The organism is Peribacillus sp. TH27 (assembly GCF_016650915.1).
In the GTDB taxonomy this organism is placed as follows: domain Bacteria; phylum Bacillota; class Bacilli; order Bacillales; family DSM-1321; genus Peribacillus; species Peribacillus butanolivorans.
Genome location: NZ_JAEKEV010000002.1, coordinates 4,421,042 through 4,438,596, shown reverse-complemented (window position 1 = coordinate 4,438,596; position 17,555 = coordinate 4,421,042). Strand labels below are relative to the sequence as shown.

The 17,555-nt window shown below is 39.2% G+C and carries 20 protein-coding genes; 6 read left to right on the top strand and 14 right to left on the bottom strand.

Features of this window, described 5'->3' with window-relative positions:
• Nucleotides 1-170: 170 nt before the first annotated feature.
• Nucleotides 171-929 (top strand): DeoR/GlpR family DNA-binding transcription regulator, encoded by a 759-nt coding sequence (locus tag JFU24_RS22725; RefSeq protein ID WP_201186298.1) that lies wholly within the window; start codon nucleotides 171-173, stop codon nucleotides 927-929.
• A 254-nt stretch (nucleotides 930-1,183) separates the two neighbouring features.
• Here the strand turns inward: JFU24_RS22725 and JFU24_RS22720 are convergent, their stop codons facing one another.
• Together JFU24_RS22720 and JFU24_RS22715 are read right to left on the bottom strand one after the other, a co-directional pair.
• On the bottom strand, nucleotides 1,184-1,573 hold the full coding sequence (locus tag JFU24_RS22720; protein WP_201186300.1) for a hypothetical protein: 390 nt from the start codon (nucleotides 1,571-1,573) through the stop codon (nucleotides 1,184-1,186).
• 175 nt (nucleotides 1,574-1,748) lie between these two features.
• Nucleotides 1,749-2,099 (bottom strand): hypothetical protein, encoded by a 351-nt coding sequence (locus tag JFU24_RS22715; protein WP_053347388.1) that lies wholly within the window; start codon nucleotides 2,097-2,099, stop codon nucleotides 1,749-1,751.
• A 633-nt stretch (nucleotides 2,100-2,732) separates the two neighbouring features.
• Between JFU24_RS22715 and JFU24_RS22710 the strand changes: the two genes are divergently transcribed.
• Nucleotides 2,733-2,954: a DeoR family transcriptional regulator gene (locus tag JFU24_RS22710; protein WP_034309346.1), complete on the top strand. Its 222-nt coding sequence runs from the start codon at nucleotides 2,733-2,735 to the stop codon at nucleotides 2,952-2,954.
• Nucleotides 2,955-3,041: 87 nt separating this feature from the next.
• Here JFU24_RS22710 and JFU24_RS22705 read toward each other — a convergent pair whose 3' ends face one another.
• A complete protein-coding gene (locus JFU24_RS22705; RefSeq protein ID WP_057214741.1) occupies nucleotides 3,042-3,764 on the bottom strand; it encodes a pseudouridine synthase in 723 nt (240 codons plus the stop codon).
• A gap of 126 nt (nucleotides 3,765-3,890) precedes the next feature.
• Nucleotides 3,891-5,492 (bottom strand): putative polysaccharide biosynthesis protein, encoded by a 1,602-nt coding sequence (locus JFU24_RS22700; protein WP_201186302.1) that lies wholly within the window; start codon nucleotides 5,490-5,492, stop codon nucleotides 3,891-3,893.
• 205 nt (nucleotides 5,493-5,697) lie between these two features.
• On the opposite strand from JFU24_RS22700, the gene JFU24_RS22695 reads away from it, so the two are divergent.
• Nucleotides 5,698-6,963, top strand: a complete 1,266-nt coding sequence (locus tag JFU24_RS22695) for an NAD(P)/FAD-dependent oxidoreductase (RefSeq protein ID WP_057214735.1) — start codon at nucleotides 5,698-5,700, stop codon at nucleotides 6,961-6,963.
• A 533-nt stretch (nucleotides 6,964-7,496) separates the two neighbouring features.
• Here JFU24_RS22695 and JFU24_RS22690 read toward each other — a convergent pair.
• The 3 genes from JFU24_RS22690 to JFU24_RS22680 all read right to left on the bottom strand — a co-directional run bounded on the left by JFU24_RS22690 (nucleotide 7,497) and on the right by JFU24_RS22680 (nucleotide 8,869).
• Entirely contained in the window at nucleotides 7,497-7,811 is a 315-nt protein-coding gene (locus tag JFU24_RS22690) for an MGMT family protein (RefSeq protein ID WP_201186304.1), read from the bottom strand.
• Between the two features lie 24 nt (nucleotides 7,812-7,835).
• A complete protein-coding gene (locus JFU24_RS22685) occupies nucleotides 7,836-8,393 on the bottom strand; it encodes an MEDS domain-containing protein (protein ID WP_098175714.1) in 558 nt (185 codons plus the stop codon).
• A gap of 305 nt (nucleotides 8,394-8,698) precedes the next feature.
• The gene (locus JFU24_RS22680) at nucleotides 8,699-8,869 is read right to left on the bottom strand and encodes a hypothetical protein (protein WP_201250538.1); all 171 of its coding nucleotides are present in this window, start codon (nucleotides 8,867-8,869) and stop codon (nucleotides 8,699-8,701) included.
• Nucleotides 8,870-9,026: 157 nt separating this feature from the next.
• Between JFU24_RS22680 and JFU24_RS22675 the strand changes: the two genes are divergently transcribed.
• Nucleotides 9,027-9,956 carry an SDR family oxidoreductase gene (locus JFU24_RS22675; RefSeq protein ID WP_201250537.1) on the top strand — a complete coding sequence of 310 codons (930 nt, stop codon included), beginning with the start codon at nucleotides 9,027-9,029 and terminating at the stop codon, nucleotides 9,954-9,956.
• Between the two features lie 245 nt (nucleotides 9,957-10,201).
• Here the strand turns inward: JFU24_RS22675 and JFU24_RS22670 are convergent, their stop codons facing one another.
• From JFU24_RS22670 to JFU24_RS22650, 5 genes are all read right to left on the bottom strand, one after another.
• Nucleotides 10,202-10,387: a sporulation protein Cse60 gene (locus JFU24_RS22670; protein WP_053347393.1), complete on the bottom strand. Its 186-nt coding sequence runs from the start codon at nucleotides 10,385-10,387 to the stop codon at nucleotides 10,202-10,204.
• 66 nt (nucleotides 10,388-10,453) lie between these two features.
• The gene (locus JFU24_RS22665; protein WP_201250536.1) at nucleotides 10,454-11,536 is read right to left on the bottom strand and encodes a tartrate dehydrogenase; all 1,083 of its coding nucleotides are present in this window, start codon (nucleotides 11,534-11,536) and stop codon (nucleotides 10,454-10,456) included.
• 478 nt (nucleotides 11,537-12,014) lie between these two features.
• The gene (locus JFU24_RS22660) at nucleotides 12,015-12,326 is read right to left on the bottom strand and encodes a rhodanese-like domain-containing protein (protein WP_034309364.1); all 312 of its coding nucleotides are present in this window, start codon (nucleotides 12,324-12,326) and stop codon (nucleotides 12,015-12,017) included.
• Between the two features lie 86 nt (nucleotides 12,327-12,412).
• Nucleotides 12,413-12,619 (bottom strand): hypothetical protein, encoded by a 207-nt coding sequence (locus JFU24_RS22655; protein ID WP_056521723.1) that lies wholly within the window; start codon nucleotides 12,617-12,619, stop codon nucleotides 12,413-12,415.
• A gap of 306 nt (nucleotides 12,620-12,925) precedes the next feature.
• Nucleotides 12,926-13,954: an NADH:flavin oxidoreductase/NADH oxidase gene (locus JFU24_RS22650; protein ID WP_201250535.1), complete on the bottom strand. Its 1,029-nt coding sequence runs from the start codon at nucleotides 13,952-13,954 to the stop codon at nucleotides 12,926-12,928.
• Between the two features lie 193 nt (nucleotides 13,955-14,147).
• On the opposite strand from JFU24_RS22650, the gene JFU24_RS22645 reads away from it, so the two are divergent.
• Nucleotides 14,148-14,591, top strand: coding sequence for a MarR family winged helix-turn-helix transcriptional regulator (locus JFU24_RS22645; RefSeq protein WP_201250534.1), 444 nt, complete (start codon nucleotides 14,148-14,150; stop codon nucleotides 14,589-14,591).
• Between the two features lie 165 nt (nucleotides 14,592-14,756).
• On the opposite strand, the gene JFU24_RS22640 is transcribed toward JFU24_RS22645, so the two are convergent.
• The gene (locus JFU24_RS22640; RefSeq protein WP_201250533.1) at nucleotides 14,757-15,599 is read right to left on the bottom strand and encodes an aldo/keto reductase; all 843 of its coding nucleotides are present in this window, start codon (nucleotides 15,597-15,599) and stop codon (nucleotides 14,757-14,759) included.
• Between the two features lie 154 nt (nucleotides 15,600-15,753).
• Nucleotides 15,754-16,983: an MFS transporter gene (locus JFU24_RS22635; protein WP_201250532.1), complete on the bottom strand. Its 1,230-nt coding sequence runs from the start codon at nucleotides 16,981-16,983 to the stop codon at nucleotides 15,754-15,756.
• 177 nt (nucleotides 16,984-17,160) lie between these two features.
• Between JFU24_RS22635 and JFU24_RS22630 the strand changes: the two genes are divergently transcribed.
• Nucleotides 17,161-17,523: a winged helix-turn-helix transcriptional regulator gene (locus tag JFU24_RS22630; RefSeq protein WP_053347398.1), complete on the top strand. Its 363-nt coding sequence runs from the start codon at nucleotides 17,161-17,163 to the stop codon at nucleotides 17,521-17,523.
• Nucleotides 17,524-17,555 lie beyond the last annotated feature (32 nt).

Here is a 17,555-nt window from a genome sequence, read left to right as displayed (position 1 = left end):
AAATGCTTTGTAAATATTGAACACTTTATTACCAATTTGGTACTATATTTTGACCAACTAGTGATATAGTTATCATTAAGTCCCCTAGCGCATGTTGAATATGTTATGGGCAAACAGTAAACTAAAATCAATAGAGGGAAAAAGATTACGTTGAATAGGCGGGTGAATCCATGCTTCCACTTGAAAGGCAAAAGAAAATCATTGAATTATTAACGATAAAAAAAGTTATGAAGATAGCTGAGCTTACAGAAGAACTAAAAGTTTCTATTGAAACCCTTAGAAGAGATTTAAACTTTCTTACAAAACAAGGAAAAATCGAAAAAATTTATGGTGGAGTTAAGCTAGTTAAATCACAGTTTGGTGAATCGACAATAGATGAACGTATGTTTAGTCAATTAAAAGAAAAAGAAATGATCGCACAAAAATGCAGTGAGTATATCAACGATGGTGATTGTATTTATATCGATAGCGGTTCGACAACCTATCAAATAGCTAATTATATAAAACAGAAAAAGAAACTAACCGTGATAACCAGTTCGATCCCTGTTGTAAATGAGCTAATCAATAGTGATATCGAGTTATTGATTATCGGGGGAAAGGTAAGGCAGAATGAACAGTCTATTGTAGCTTTTGATTACTTATTTAATTTTAGCGAATTGAATATATCGAAAGCCTTTATATGTGCAAGTGGTATTACAATTGAAAAAGGTATTTCCGACTATAATTTAGATGAAGCAAACACTCGGAAAAAAATCATTGAATTATCTAAAGAAGTCTATGTTGCCGCTGACAGCACTAAATTTGGGAAAGACGTAACCATTGGGATTGCATCGCTGGATAAAATCGATTACATTATTACAGACCATCATTTACACAAAGATTTCATCAATACGTATAAAGAAACGAACACAAATTTAATTATTTCTTAAATGCATAAAAAAAAACGGAAATTATACTTTGTTGTATAATTTCCGTTTTTTATTTCCTTGTTTATTCCCCCTCATAGAAGCTGTAGCTTTCGGTGTGTATAAGGGAGATGTGGTGAAGTACTTATATCAGAATTTTCTGTTTTATTAACATCTGTTTGTTCTGATATTGCTTTTTCTTGATCCGCATTGGACTTATCATCTGTGTTTGCACATCCACTAAAGAATTCGGCTAAGGGGATCCCTAAATCGGTGTGCTAGCCTTCGGTAAGAGCTAAGTAATACTTTACTTTCCCGTTATATTCAACGATTAGCACGTCATCACGCTCTTTTGTTGAGTATATTTTTGCTCCTATGGGTAATTGATTGGCCATACCATCTTTTAACGATTTACTGAAACCATTTGAGAATACCTCTGTAATTTCTCCAACAGATTCGTTCTTAGTCAGTTTAAGCTCATTCACCCATTCAATATCCGTTTTATAAATTATTTTTTCCCATTGGAGAATGTCTGCATTTTTATCGAGTTTTAAAACTTCTTCTGCATCTGGATTTTTAGATGTCACGGTTTTGATTTCTGTATTAAAACAACCAGACAAATAAAAAATGCATACCATAAACATGAAAACCACTATGTTTTTCTTCATCAAACACCTCCATTCAATTAGACGTATGGATTTAACTTTCGTTACTGAATATAGAGCAATATATTGCGTTTGAAAGTTCCGGCTTATGGCAGCCATCTATTTTTTAGGTTATTCATTCATTTTTATCCGAAAAATGCAAATGCCCTTGTTACCAAGGGCATTCGCTCAATCAGATTTAATTAACAAATAGAAATAACTTCCTATGATATTCCTCAAACGTTTGTTGACTCTTTTCCGTATAGTCCATCCACTTCACCTTTTTACATCTTTCCTCTAATCTTTCATTCAGTTCTTCTTCAATTTCATGCATGAAACGAATGATTTCACCATACGGCATATTAAAATGACGAGCAGCGAGCCGGGGTGGGGAATGCTTTACCAGTAATCTCATAAAGTGATCGACCGTGTCCGCTTTTGAAGCGAGATAATCTTCTTCATTCACGATGAATTCATACACTTGTTTTTTCACGCCAGAAAGTTTGGTCACCTCGTCACGCAATAAAAACTCCATTAATCTTTCGTTCATATGACTCTACCTCGAATTTGATTATATTTAAACTCCTTGAGATTATGTATGAAAAAGCTATACTGCTCAACACCTCATTATGACATCGTAAACGTTACCCATCAAGTAAATCCTATCCTTAAACACAAAGCGTAATAATTACGATTTAAATTCTATATGTAAAGTAACATGTATACTCCCCTTAGTCAAGGTTACTCAATGGTTTAAGCTGAACAAGGTTCTAAGATTGATTAAATGATTGGCTTTTTCATGTAAAAAATAGCCCATACCATGTTTTATGTTCATTTAATTATGTAAAAATCTACTGAATGCATATTTTGCATTGTTTAATGTCAAAATATGAGTATGCAAAAGGTGATATGAAATAAAAAATTACCTCTATTATCATTTACTGTAATATTTTTGTTAAAATTTGATATAATAAATGTAATATTTAGTCAATTGTCATTTTTTTATAGAATTTAGTTTTGTAAAGGGGTAAAATATAGCTAATGACATCTTGTTTTTTCTAAATGTTTCCGAGGAGTTATAGGGTGGGTATAGCAAGTACATAGTGACAGCTGAAATGCTGTCCGACATATCGGTTGTTTTCATTTGTTCAGAATAACAATGAAAAGAATAAGGAGTGATTTTTTGAAACCTTCAACAAATCGCATGTTAACCCGTATTAAATCCGTTTATATGTTCATTAGTAATAACGGTACGGTTTCTACTCAAGAGCTTGTAGAAGAATTTGGCATCACTCCTCGAACTGTGCAGCGCGATTTAAATGTCTTAGCTTACAATGACCTTGTTCAAAGCCCAAGCCGCGGCCTTTGGACGACAACAAGTAAAAAGGTAAAGATGTCATCTTAAAAAGAACGACCACCCGAACGAAAATCGATATGTAAAATAAGTTTGAGGCGGACATAATTGTTCGCCTCATTTTTTCTTGCTTATTTATTATTCAGTCGGCTGGCCAGCTTTCAGTTGTTCGAGCTCTTCTGCTGTTAACTCCCTGTATTCGCCAAGTTCAAGTTCTTCATCAAGCTGCAGGCTTCCCATCGAGAGACGCTTTAGATACACGACCCGTTTCCCTACGGACTCAAACATCCGTTTCACTTGATGAAACTTCCCTTCCATAATCGTTAGCTCAATATCCGATGTAAGCCCTGATTTTAAAATATTTAATTCACCTGGTTTTGTTTCGTACCCATCATCTAGGGTAACGCCGTTGCGGAATGCAGCAATGTCTCGCTCCGTTACTTCGCCGTCAATGACCGCAAAATACGTTTTAGGGACGTGTTTTTTCGGGGAAAGTAGTTGGTGGGCAAGCTTTCCGTCATTCGTGATCAGCAATAGGCCTTCTGTGTCTTTATCCAAACGCCCGACTGGGAATGGTTCGAAAACCGAATCCTCTGGCTCTAAGATGTCAATGACCGTCTCCTGGTGTTTATCTTCAGTAGCCGACAACACACCTGGCGGCTTATTCATCATTAAATATATAAATTCTCTATATTCAACCCGTTCACCATGAACCGTTACGATTTCTGTATCAGGATCCACTTGTTCCTTCGGGTCCTTCAGTAGCCGTTCATTGACCTTCACGGCTCCAGATTTCAAGAGTTTTTTTACTTCTTTTCTGCTTCCGTAACCAATATTGGATAATATCTTATCAATTCTCATTATTTCCTCCTAAAGCCTATTCAGTAAAAAGCCTTGCCCACTTTTATGACAGGCAAGGCCAGTATATTTTAATCAGGGGATTACTCCATTCATAATACCCTTTTTTTTACATCGTAAACTTCTATCTTATAATCCCAATTTCTGCTTTAACCTGTCGATCCGGCTACCGAATAAACGATGTGCAAGCTTGCTTTTCAAGGAAAGCGCCGCATAAATGAGGGCTCCAAAAATCGCACTAACCGCACAAATCAAAATCGCCTGGAATCGCCCTTCCGTTGTAAGCCACAGTGATAATAAACTGAACATGCCCCATGCAGCCAGTCCCATTATAATTGAAAAAACAGTTATCAAAACAGATCTTCTGATGGTAAGGCTGTAACGATATCCAGTAAAGTAGGTAATGACATACAAATTCAGCAGCACAGCAGCCAAGTAGCCGAATGCCGTGGCATAAACGGATCCTTCCGTTTCAAACAACTTGATCATCGGGATATTCAAGCTCAATTTGATTAAAAAGCCAACAAGCAGGCTGAGCACCGTATATTTTTGCTGATTGATGCCTTGTAAAATGGCCGCCGAAACGGAAAAAAGCGCAAATAAGATGGAAACGGGCGCATATGCCTTCAGGACACTGATTCCAAGTGGATCATGGCTGTAAAAGGCGCTATAGATTGGATCCGCTAGCACCGACATACCAACAACCGCTGGAATCGTAATGAACAACAAAATTTGGAAGGCTTGGTTCAGCTGGCGGTTTAACTCTTCCGAATCCTCGCTTACATATGCCTTCGTCACCGAGGGAAGAAGCGCCATTGAAAACCCGGTTGCAAGCGTCATCGGAATCAAGACAAGCTTTTGGGCATATACATTCAAAACTCCAAGAGCATCTTCTGCGACATGCTGTAATCCGATGGATGCCATCGCTTTATTAAAAGACAACAAGTCTGCAAACTGAAACAATGGCATCGCGATTCCGACAAATATGAAAGGAATCGACGAAAGAAATATTTCTTTATAGATCTCCTTCAGGGAAATTTCCATCGTCCCCCGGTCTTTCTTCATCAAGCTGTCCAAATGGGGTTTTTGTTTTTTCCAATACCAAAATAACACCACTAAACCGCCGACAGCCCCTACCGTCGCCGCGAACGTAGCTACTTGGATGGCTCTCACTAACTCTCCATCTAGGACATTCAAAACAACATACACACCAGCCAAAAGGAACACGATGCGGACAATTTGTTCGATAACCTGAGATATGGCCGTTGGTTCCATCGCTTCATGACCTTGAAAAAAGCCGCGGATGATGCTCATGAACGGTACAAAAATCAAGGCGAAGCTGACTGCCCGTATGATCTCCGTGACATCCCTGACATCTTCCTGCCTGACCCCAAAGACTCCAGTAAACAGCGGGGCCATCGTATAGAGAATCAAAAAAGCGAGAAAACCGGTGACAACCATTAATTTCAGGCTCGATTTAAATAACTTCTCACCGACGGCGTACTCCTCGAGCGCATTATACTTCGAAATGAATTTAGAAACAGCAAGCGGCATGCCTGCCGTTGCAAAGCTAATGAAAATGGTATATGGAACGTACCCATATTGATAGAGGGTAGCCCCTTTATTCCCAACCATATGTTCAAATGGGATGACGTAAAATAAACCAAGTATCTTGGAAATGATCGCTCCCAGCGTTAATATAAAAGCCCCTTTTAAAAACTTAGATGACATCTAATCCCTTCCTGCCTCTGTCAGTTACGTTTCACACGCTCTTTATCTTATCATATTAAAGTATTTTTTCTATAGAAAACTACACTCAAGTTTATCGTTTTCGAAGATAATACACAAACAAATAATTCCTTTTTTTCTACATTCGCAATCTGACGGGCTCTTGCTATATAATGAAGGGACTGAAAATGATAAAGTGGTGATCAATTTGAAATATGATGTAGTGGTAATTGGCGGCGGTCCTTCCGGATTGATGGCAGCAATTGCAGCCGGAGAAAAAGGGTCACATGTATTGTTAGTGGATAAAGGCGAGAAGCTTGGAAGGAAACTTGCGATCTCTGGCGGCGGACGCTGCAACGTGACGAACAGGCTCTCGATCGATGAAATCATTCAGCATATCCCTGGAAACGGGCGATTTTTATACAGTGCTTTCTCAGAATTTAATAACGAAGACATTATTCAGTTCTTTGAAAAATTAGGTGTGGCTCTAAAAGAAGAGGATCATGGCCGGATGTTCCCGGTCAACGATAAGGCGCAAAGTGTCGTAGATGCACTTTTGACACGCCTTTCGAATTTGAAGGTGACCATTTACAAGAACTCTCCAGTTGCTGAGGTTCTCTATGAAAATGGAAAAACAAGCGGAGTTCGGTTAAAAGATGGACAGACATTTGACACAAATGCGGTCGTGATTGCAGTCGGTGGAAAATCAGTCCCTCACACCGGCTCAACTGGCGACGGCTACGCTTGGGCAAAAAAGGCGGGCCATACGATAACCGACCTCTTCCCGACTGAGGTACCTGTACTTAGCCATGAAACATTCATAAAAGATCGAACGCTTCAAGGGCTCGCACTTCGGGATGTTTCATTGAGTGTGCTGAACCCAAAAGGCAAGGCTCTGATTACACACAAGATGGATATGCTATTCACCCATTTTGGTGTCTCTGGTCCAGCGGTTCTAAGGTGCAGTCAATTTGTCGTGAAAGCGATGAAAAAATGGAACCTATCCGAAGTTACAATGAAACTCGATGCCCTTCCGGATCGAAACAAGGAAGAAGTCTTCCAGGACATCATGAAAGAAATCAAAGCTGAGCCGAAAAAAGCCATAAAGAATACATTAAAAGGCCTGGTTCCGGAACGCTATCTACACTTCTTACTTGAGCGGAGCGGCATCGACCTTCAGGAACAGGGAGCGACGATATCCAATGAAAAAATTCGCCGCTTTGCCGAACTATGTAAGGACTTCCAATTTGGAGTACATGGCACCCAGCCGCTTGAAAAAGCCTTCGTCACAGGCGGCGGCGTATCCGTGAAAGAAATCCATCCAAAGGAAATGGCCTCCAAACTAATGGACGGACTATATTTCTGCGGTGAAATTTTGGATATACACGGATACACAGGCGGCTATAACATCACATCAGCATTAGTAACCGGAAGACTAGCCGGCATGAATGCTGCCGTATATGCTCGTTCATAATTTAAGAAGAGGCCGATCCGTTGGGATCAGCCTCCTCTTTTTTGAGGAAATTCGGCCTTCACGTCGACTAATTCGACCTTCGCGGATTTATTCCGGCCTTCACGTCGACTAATTCGACCTTCGCGGATTTATTTCGTCCTTCACTTAGAGTAATTCGACCTTCGCGGATTTATTTCGTCCTTCACTTCGAGTAATTCGTCCTTCGCGGATTTATTTCGTCCTTCACGTCGACTAGTTCGACCTTCGCGGATTTATTTCGTCCTTCACTTCGAGTAATTCGTCCTTCGCGGATTTATTTCGTCCTTCACGTCGACTAATTCGACCTTCGCGGATTTATTCCGGCCTTCACGTCGACTAATTCGACCTTCGCGGATTTATTTCGTCCTTCACTTAGAGTAATTCGACCTTCGCGGAATTTTTCCGACCTTCACGTCGAATAATTCGACCTTCGCGGATTTATTTCGTCCTTCACTTCGAGTAATTCGTCCTTCGCGGAATTTTCCCGACCACAAACCCGATTATTCAATCCACCATTAAAAACTCTCAGGATGATAGCGATATACTTCTAAATCAATTGTGTCCCGCTCTGTGAATGTGACTCCTTCACTTTCTAGCATCCATTTCTGGTGGGACGCGGCGCCTTCTGCTTTTATACCAATCTCACCTTTGGCATTGATCACCCTATGCCAAGGAAGGTTATATTTTTCGCTGCTAGAATGAAGAATCCTAACAACCTGTCTTGCACCGCGCGGACTTCCAGCCAGCTGTCCAATCTGCCCATATGTCATCACTTTTCCGGCGGGAATATGTTGAATAATCGTAATCACTCGTTCAGTAAAACTCTCCAAATCCCTCTCCCCTTATTAGTAATTTCAGTTAGCCAAAATCGTAATTTTTTCATCGGTTATGAGAACTCTATGATATTTAATCAAGATTGATTTAAGCGCGGCAGGTACTCTGTAATCATCATAAGCACATACAGAAATCAAACCTCGTTCAGTAATCAATTTATCAATACCTTTTTCATATTCACCTATTGCATCCATAGCTTGGTCGTCATTTCCCCATTCAACATGGCCCCAGGTTCTGACGAAAATATTCCTTTCAGAATATGTATCGATATTTTCCAAGAAATAATTAACCATCGTTGAAGGATGGAAATCGCCATGAAAACAGTAAAAATCAAAATTATTAATATGATGCACTTTCGCCAATTGCTCCTCATTTAAATGAAGTTGCAATTTCTTATATACGAAAGGAAAGATTCGATCATTTTCGACGACCAAGATATGATCCCCCTGCTCAACACCGGAAATAATGAACATAGCCTCTTTCTCCATGTAGGTTTCCAGTTCATTAAAACAGTATAATATATGGGCCCCGTTCGATTGCTGTATATCTTTAATCAGTTGTTTCATATTGTTATCCAAAATGGATCTCCCCTTTTAATACATCAGTCACCACAGTGTATTATGTTTAACTTTACCTATTATTCGCGTGTTTGTAAAATTCATTGTATACTATAATCTGTTTTCACTAAAAAATATACAAAATTTATGTAGAAGCTAGTGTGAATATTTGCAATATAATAGTATAGCGAACTACCTCTGTCCGCTTGTCTACGAAGCAAAGGTAGCCTAATCCAGTATGATATATTGCTTAATGTACAAATTCCGATGTTAAGCGTCTCTCTTTAAACTACTAATTTATTTAGGCTGTGCACTATAATCACAATTTAAATCACAGGATAATAGGGTACATAACGTGGATTACAATAATAAGGCTGTCTAGGTCCTATGAGGGGCATTTCAAAAGTGTAGGAATCAGAATCGTATAACAACTCTACTTTTTCATCCGACTGTCCGACCAAGAGCAACTTCACTTCTTCACTAAAATAATATTGCATAATGATGCCTCCAAATCTTTTTTTTCTACCCTTCAGCATATTCAAATTGCACAGCAATGAGCCGGTACTTAAGCTGGTTTATTCGATTTTATCATGCACGGCAATAGCCTATTTGACATAAGGTAAACCGACTATATTCTTTTTAGGAGGATTCCTCATGTCACAAGACATTCAAAAGAAGTCATCCGATCAAGACTATCCCATGTATCCCAACTATGGAAAGATCACACGTTACCAAGACCTTCCTATCACGGTTCCGGAACAGCGCCAATATCGCCAACCCGGTGTAGAAAAACTAATGGTGCCCCAACCAATCATTGAAAACCTTAATTACTGCGGCAGCGGGAAATTAACAGGAAAGGTCGCACTTATAACAGGAGGTGACAGCGGAATTGGTGCAGCAGTAGCGATTGCTTTTGCAAAAGAAGGCGCAGATGTTTCTATTGCTTATTTGGATGAACATGAGGATGCCAATCGAACAAAATCGAGAATTGAAGAGCTTGGACAACATTGCTTATTATTGCCTGGTGACTTAAGAGAAAAACAGCAATGTATCCATATCGTGGAAGAAACCATCGAAACATTTGGAAAGCTAGATATTCTTTGTAACCACGTCGGTATTCAATTTCAGCAATTAAGCTTGCTAGAGATCACGGATGAGCAGTTCGATAATACCTTTAAAGTAAACATCTATTCACACTTTTACACAACTCGAGCAGCCCTTCCGTACTTAAAAGCAGGAAGTTCTATCATTAATACATCTTCCGTTGTGGCCTTTAAAGGGCATAAACAATTGATTGATTACACAGCAACTAAAGGGGCTAACATTGGTTTTACTCGTGCACTGGCAAACAGTCTAGTAGATAAAGGCATCCGGGTGAACGCTGTTGCTCCTGGACGGGTATGGACGCCCCTCATCCCCTCTAGTTTCTCCGCAGACGAAGTTACCCAAGTTGACAATCCAATGGAACGCCAAGGCCAGCCCTTTGAACTAGCCCCTACCTTTGTCTATCTCGCTTCCGATGATTCACGTTTTGTTACCGGACAAACACTTCATGTCAATGGCGGGGAAGTGACATCATCCTAACGGCTCTCTATAAATCTAGGATTTACGCAACTTAGACGACATGCCCCCCTTTTTCATTTGACTACTCCAATGATTATGTTAGTACCTTAGGAGTATATCTTTTGCGATTCCTTACAAGATCGCTTTCGGTTTTGAAGGTTGTAGAGCTACAAAATTAGACTACCTCAGTCCGCTCGGTTAAAAGCAAAGGGTAGTCTAATAATGGTTTTATTTATATGACTTAAAATGATAGGGCAGTTCAGCCTTTATCTTTTCTTATAAATAATCATCGCGCTAAAGCAGTAAATCTGTTTCTCTTCCTCTTCACCTGTAGTGGCGACATTGTATTTGATATCGACAATTTGATTATCACGGATGTCTTCAAGGAAGACATTCATTTCATCTTCTAAGTCCTGTTCATGCTCATAATCAAATAATTTCACTTGAATCATCGGCTCTCCCCTGCCCTTTTTACTATAATGATAGTTATTGAGCAGGATTCCCATTTTTCCTTAAAATTATACCTGACTGGTTTTCAAAGCGGATAATAAAGCCACTACTTCATTGCCGACTTCTTCTGTAGAAGACACCCCGCCCATATCAGGAGTCAGGGTCTTTTTATCAACCATTACCTGTTCGATCACATCTAATACTTTTGCGCCCCAATTTTCATGCCCAAAGAAATCAAGAATCTGACTCGCTGACCAAAGAGCAGCAAGTGGATTGGCAATGCCTTGATGAGCAATATCCGGCGCTGAACCATGAATCGGCTCAAACATCGAAGGATAGACTCGTTCCGGATTTAAATTGGCACCGGCCGCCAGACCCATCCCACCTGCAATGGCTGCACCTAAATCGGTGATGATATCACCAAACAAATTGGATGTGACAACGATTTGAAACCGTTCCGGCTGTTTAACAAAAAACATGCTTGCCGCATCAACCAAATAGGAGTGTGTTTCTACATCAGGATATTCCTGTCCGACTTCTTCAAAAACCTGATCCCAAAAAACCATCGAATAATTCAATGCGTTCGCCTTACTTATACTAGTTAGTGTTCTTCCTGTTTTGCGCGCCAGTTCATACGCATAGCGGATGATCCTCTCCGTTCCTTTTCGCGAAAAAACCCCCGTCTGCAGCACGACTTCTTCTGGCTTCCCTTTGAATAACCAATCACCAGCACCTGCATATTCGCCTTCGCTGTTCTCACGGATGACTACCATATCGATTTGATCACGCGTCACGTCTTTTAACGGACAAGGTGCTCCCTGAAGCAATTTAACAGGACGAACATTCACATATTGATCGAATTGCTTTCTGATTTTCAGCAGAAGTTCCCTTAGTGAGATATGGTCCGGAACTCCAGGATAACCGACAGCCCCAAGATACACGGCTTCATACTTCTTCAACTGCTCCATACCATCTTCGGGCAGCATCTTCCCATGCTCGAGATAATATTCGCAGCCCCAAGGAAAATATGTAAACTCGAACGAAAAATCCCCAGCTAATTCAGCCACCTTGTTTAGTACTTTCACGCCTTCATTGATCACTTCGGGACCAATTCCATCTCCCGCAATGACCGCTATTTTATAAACATTCATTCAGCGGACGCTCCTTTATCTATATTTTCAGATTTCAGCACCCTAATTTTAACATATATCACCATTTCCCTCTTTCAAACTCAGCCAAATATCCGTTTTCCGCTGCTTCACCTATAAAGCCGCAAATCTTCTATTTGAAACAGCCATGAGTTGGGTGAGAGAAAAAAATCTATCTCGGAACCACTACGCTATTTTTATGAAAAAGCATGGGTTTAAGAGTATCTGCGTTAAGGATTTTCCGGAGAATTCCCTAGTTATAACCTTGATAAAAGGTTATATAGATATAGGATTGACTAAAGACAAAAGAGCCCTTTCATGGTGAAAGGGCTCCTGCGTCATGCTTTTAAATATGCACGTCTTTCCGCATATTCCCGGCATTGTGAACAAACAGTAATCTTTTTTCTTTCTTTATTGTAATAAAACGTTACGTTCTTAGATTTCCGCTTACAAAAGTAACAAGTTTTTTTGAAAAAACCCATTACTTAACGATAACTTCGCCGTCCCATTCAAGCATTCCGCCAACCATGTTTGCCACTTTATAGCCTTGTTCCTGAAGATAATGGCACACATTTTCACTGCGGCGTCCTGAACGGCAGATAAAAATATATTCTTTTTCTTTATCAAAATAGTCAAGGTTGGCTGGGATATCATTCATACGAATATGTTTAGCGCCTTCAATCATGCCTTCTTGCACTTCTTCGTCTTCACGTACATCAACAAGCTCCATAGCTTCGCCTGCCTCAAGCTTAGCTTCCACTTCTTCTGTTGTAATGATTTTGATTTCTTCCATACTTAGCACCTCAAATTATTGTTTAATTTTTCTTATTTATTATAACAAATATTCCAGCCAAACATTACTTTATGGATTATGGACATTTAAGGTTCACATACAACCGACCAGCTAATTGAAAATGCATTTTCACTTTTTTCTACCATAGGCATTCCATTATGATCAAAACATTTATTACTGGCATCCATTATACCACGATGACTATAATAAGAATTAATAAAAAGCATGCACATTATCATAAGAAATGTTAAAAAACATGCTAATCCTAGAAATTGTTTTTTATTTTCCCCCATGTTACTCCTCCTTCCATTAACTAAAGTCCTTTCGCGAAGTACATGTCTAATAGTATGGTATATACCCTCGGATGTTCGGCCTTATTTGTAATATGTTCCCATATTTATACTACATGAAAAAAGTCCAGTCCTCCATCCATTTAGATGGTGAGGAACTGAACCCCTATTTTTAAAAACACTCATCTTTTTATTATGTCTATAAACCATTCTGATAAAAGCGCACCTAACAAGGCAGCTAATTTAAAAAATAAAACGCCAGCGAATATCATTTTCGCTAGCGTTTTATTTTGAACTAATGAATCATTCTTAATGTCTGAAACCTAACTCATATTGTTTAGGAATCTCAACTTGTTTATTCAAAGTTTTAGATGCTTCTAGAGACCAGTAAGGGTTGCGCAACATCCCTCTTCCTACGGCCACCAAGTCTGCTTCTTCATTTCCAATGATTGAGTTTGCAAGAATTGGATCATCTAATCTACCTACAGCAATCACTGGAATATCCAAAGCTTTTTTAATTTCCCTAGCCAATGGCGTTTGATAGCTAGCATGCGTGCCCGGTCTTCCGTCTGCTCCAATTGGGCCTTCTCCGCCAGAGCTGACATGGAACATATCCACACCGGCTTCTTTAAAGACTTTGGAAAACTCAATACTTTCTTCCAGACCGTATCCTCCTTCCACGTATTCTTTTGCAGAAATACGCATAATTAAAGGCATATCAGCTGGCATTTCGCTTTTCACTGCTTTAATTACTTCTACTCCAAATTTAGTTAAGTCTTTTCCGTATTCATCTTCACGTTTATTCGTAAGTGGCGATGTGAATTGGTGAATTAAATATCCGTGTGCCCCATGCAATTCAATAACGTCAAAGCCTGCTTGAACGGCTCTTCTAACTGAGTTACGGAATTTATCGACCATTTCCCTAACTTCTTCCGTCTCCAAAGCTTTTGGTGTCTTAAACGTTTCGTCAAACGCGATGGCTGATGGTGCTACCGGCGTTTCTGCATCCTGCGCTTTACGCCCTGCATGAGCAATTTGGATACCGATTTTTGCACCGTATTGATGAACTTCTTTAACAATTTTGGCGAAAGCTTCAACTTGATCGTCAGACCACAATCCAAGATCACCATTCGAAATACGTCCGTCCGGCTCTACATCGGTCATTTCCACTATAATTAATCCAGCTCCGCCAACTGCTCTGCTTACATAATGATGAAGATGCCAATTTGTAGGGATACCATCCTCAGCTTCGACAGAGTATTGGCACATTGGTGGCATAACAACCCTATTTTTAAGTTCAAGCTCTTTTATACGATAAGGTGAAAATAAATGAGTCATATTTTTTATATCTCCCTTACAGATTATTTTTTAATGCATGCACATGCATTTATATCATCTTGATAACTTTGTGTCAATTAATCAGATTCTCTTGAACACCAACTTCTGATGTTGTAAACGTTATCCTCTGTTGGTACATTTATTTTTATTTATGTTATATTTAAAATAAGTAAGCAGAGGTAGGCGAAAATAATTGTCCAGTGAACAAAACCTTATAAATACATGGCTATCCTTTACACGTATTCATGCCGAGCTCTCAAATGAGCTAGATCGAATATTGCAAGCAAGACACCAAACGACTTTAAAAGAGTTTTATGTTCTATTATTTTTATCGAAAACACCGGCAAAAAAACTGAGGCTATTAGAATTGCAGCAGTTAGTAGGCTTAAGCCAAAGTGCGATGTCCAGACTTTCTGTAAGAATGGAAAATAAAAGTTGTGGTGTCATTCAAAGGCTTGGATATGAAGATGATCGCCGTGGTGTATGTGCAACGATAACAGACCGGGGAGAGCTACGACTTCAAGAAATACTAGCAACGGTTAATGAAACGCTTGAAAAATCATTAAAGACCAGTGATATCGACACCGCACTGAAATTCTTTATTAATGTAAAGAACAGTCTTCAGGAGAATGAATGACTCATCTGGATAACGCTGTATAGGTTACATGAAATTTTGCGCCCCATTCATCAGAATGCGGGCTTATTTCCTATGTCCGACTTCCTAAATAAGGTTATGAGAAGAAATAATAACAGTTATTGAAAAGGAGATAGACGCACACTCTCGTCTATCTCCCTACATTAATTAAAAGTCGAAATTGTCAGGATCTGGACCAACCCGATGATTCTGATTCAATTCGCTGATTCGGTTCATATCTTCTTCAGTCAATTCGAAATCAAATACTGATGAGTTTTCTACTATACGGTGTTCTTTTGTTGATTTTGGAATCGTTACAATCCCATTTTGTAAATCCCAACGTAAAATGACTTGTGCAACAGATTTGCCATGCTTAGTCGCAATTTCTTGTAATACCTCATTATCCAGTAATTCACCTTGCATTAATGGAGACCAAGCTTCTAGCTGAATGCCTTGTTCCTTACAAAATGCTTGTACTTCTTTTTGAGTCAAGCGTGGATGACATTCGACTTGATTGACCATAGGCTTCACTTCTGCGTCCTTTATTACGTCTTTAAGATGATGAATCTGGAAATTACTTACTCCGATTGCTTTTACTTTTCCTTCTTTATAAAGAGTCTCTAATGCTTTCCAAGCTTCTTTATATTTTCCTTCGACAGGCCAATGTATAAGATATAAATCTAAATACTCCAAGCCAAGTTTCTTTAAGCTTGTTTCGTATGCTGCAATTGTGGATTCGTATCCTAAATCAGCATTCCAAACTTTTGAAGTTACAAATAAATCCTCTCTTGAGATTCCAGCTTCTTTTAGCCCCTCACGGATTCCTTGCCCAACTCCTTCTTCATTTCCGTAAATTGCTGCCGTATCAATGCTGCGATAGCCATGTTTAATCGCCACTTTGACCGCATTTACTAATTCAGGACCTTCTTCTACCTTAAATACGCCCAAGCCGAACCAAGGCATTTTAACACCGTTGTGCAACGTTGTTGTATCTTGTAAATTTTTCACCATAATCAATCTACCTCCAAATTTCTATTAATTGAAATCATATAATGCCCTAAAGGATCATTACATCCCTTCAAGGAATCTTCCGCATTCACTGAAGGGATGCAATGATCCCTTGACATATTATTTGACCGTGGAAATTATTAATAAGTTTCTTACCCTAACACGCTTCACCTTTCTTACTATTCCCTTCTTTCATTCCTTCCCGCTTTCTATCTTTACTTTCGAGAGCTCGACTCCAACCTGTTAAAATTACAGCTACAAACACCATCACTCCACCTATCCAAGCTGTATGGATGAGCCCGATAGAATCCGTAATGATTCCACCTAAGTAGGCACCAATAGCAATTCCTGCATTAAAGGCAGCAATATTGATAGCAGACGCCACGTCAACTGCACTCGGGACAAATCGCTCAGCTAACGTCACAACATAGACTTGAAGTCCTGGCACATTCATGAAGGCAAATAACCCCATTAAAATAATAGTAATTAAACCAGCTATCTTAAACGGAGCCGTGAAAGATAAAATCACAAGTACAATAGCCTGTATAAGAAACATATAGAATAGGGCATTAATAGGATTGCGATTAGCTAGCTTTCCGCCAATTGTGTTCCCTATAGCAATGGCCACTCCATATACTAGCAAAATTACGGCAACTGTTCCTTCTTTAAATCCTGTCACCTGCTGTAGCAAGGGAGATAAATAAGTAAAGACAACGAATGTACCTCCATATCCTAATGCTGTAATAATGAATACAAGCAATAAGCGACCATTTGTTACTAATTTGATTTGATCACGGAACGTGGTGCGAGTAGCTTTTTGTAAATCAGACGGAACAAGAATGCTGTTCCCAAGGAAAGCAATTATGCCGATTGCCACAATAATAATAAATGCAAATCTCCAACCAAAATGTTGACCTATAAAAGTCCCAAAAGGAACACCTGTCACAGTCGCTACCGTTAGCCCTGTAAACATAATGGCAATCGCGCTCGCCCTGCGATTTTCAGGCACTAAATCTGCTGCAATCGTAGCACCTATGGACATGAAAACACCATGAGCTAAGGCAGAGATGACACGGGCTGTCAGTAATACTCCGATGCTAGTAGCACTAGCCGCTAGCGTATTTCCGGCAATAAACACAACCATAATCCAAAGTAATAAAGATTTACGAGACATATTAGATGTTAGTGATGTCAGAATAGGTGCTCCAAACATGACCCCTAAAGCATATAAGGAAACTGTTAATCCTGCAGTTGTCACTGTAATGTGTAGATCTTTTGAAATTAGTGGTAACAGTCCCACACTAATAAACTCTGTTGTTCCAATTGCAAAGGCACTGATTGCTAATGCCAGCAATGCCAACGTACTTCTTTTTTTATCTATAATCATAATATCTTCTCCTCCTAATGATTTGTTCTATCATGAAATTGCTTAAAGCAATAAAATGTACCGTGTTAATCGGTGACAAATGTTATTATGATATATAATAGAATTAAAAAACAGTACGTACTTTAAAGTGATATAGGCACCTTAAAGTTCCTATAAAGTAAGGAGAGTTAATAAATTATGCAGAAAAAGAAGTACAATATATCAGTCGAAGCTACACTGGAGGTACTAGGTGGAAAATGGAAATGTGTGATTCTTTGCCATCTAACACATGGTAAAAAACGTACAAGCGAATTAAAACGCCTTATGCCAAACATTACGCAAAAAATGTTGACCCAACAATTACGTGAGTTAGAAAAAGACGGAGTGATCAATCGGATCGTTTACAACCAAGTTCCGCCCAAAGTTGAATATGAACTTAGTGAATATGGACAGAGTTTAGAAAGTATTTTAACCGCGCTATGTACGTGGGGAGAAAATCATATAACCAAAGTATATGGGGATAAATTTGCCGTTCTTGAGGAAAGTATATTAAATGATTAAAGTAATTCACTTAAATTAAAATTAAGAATCTA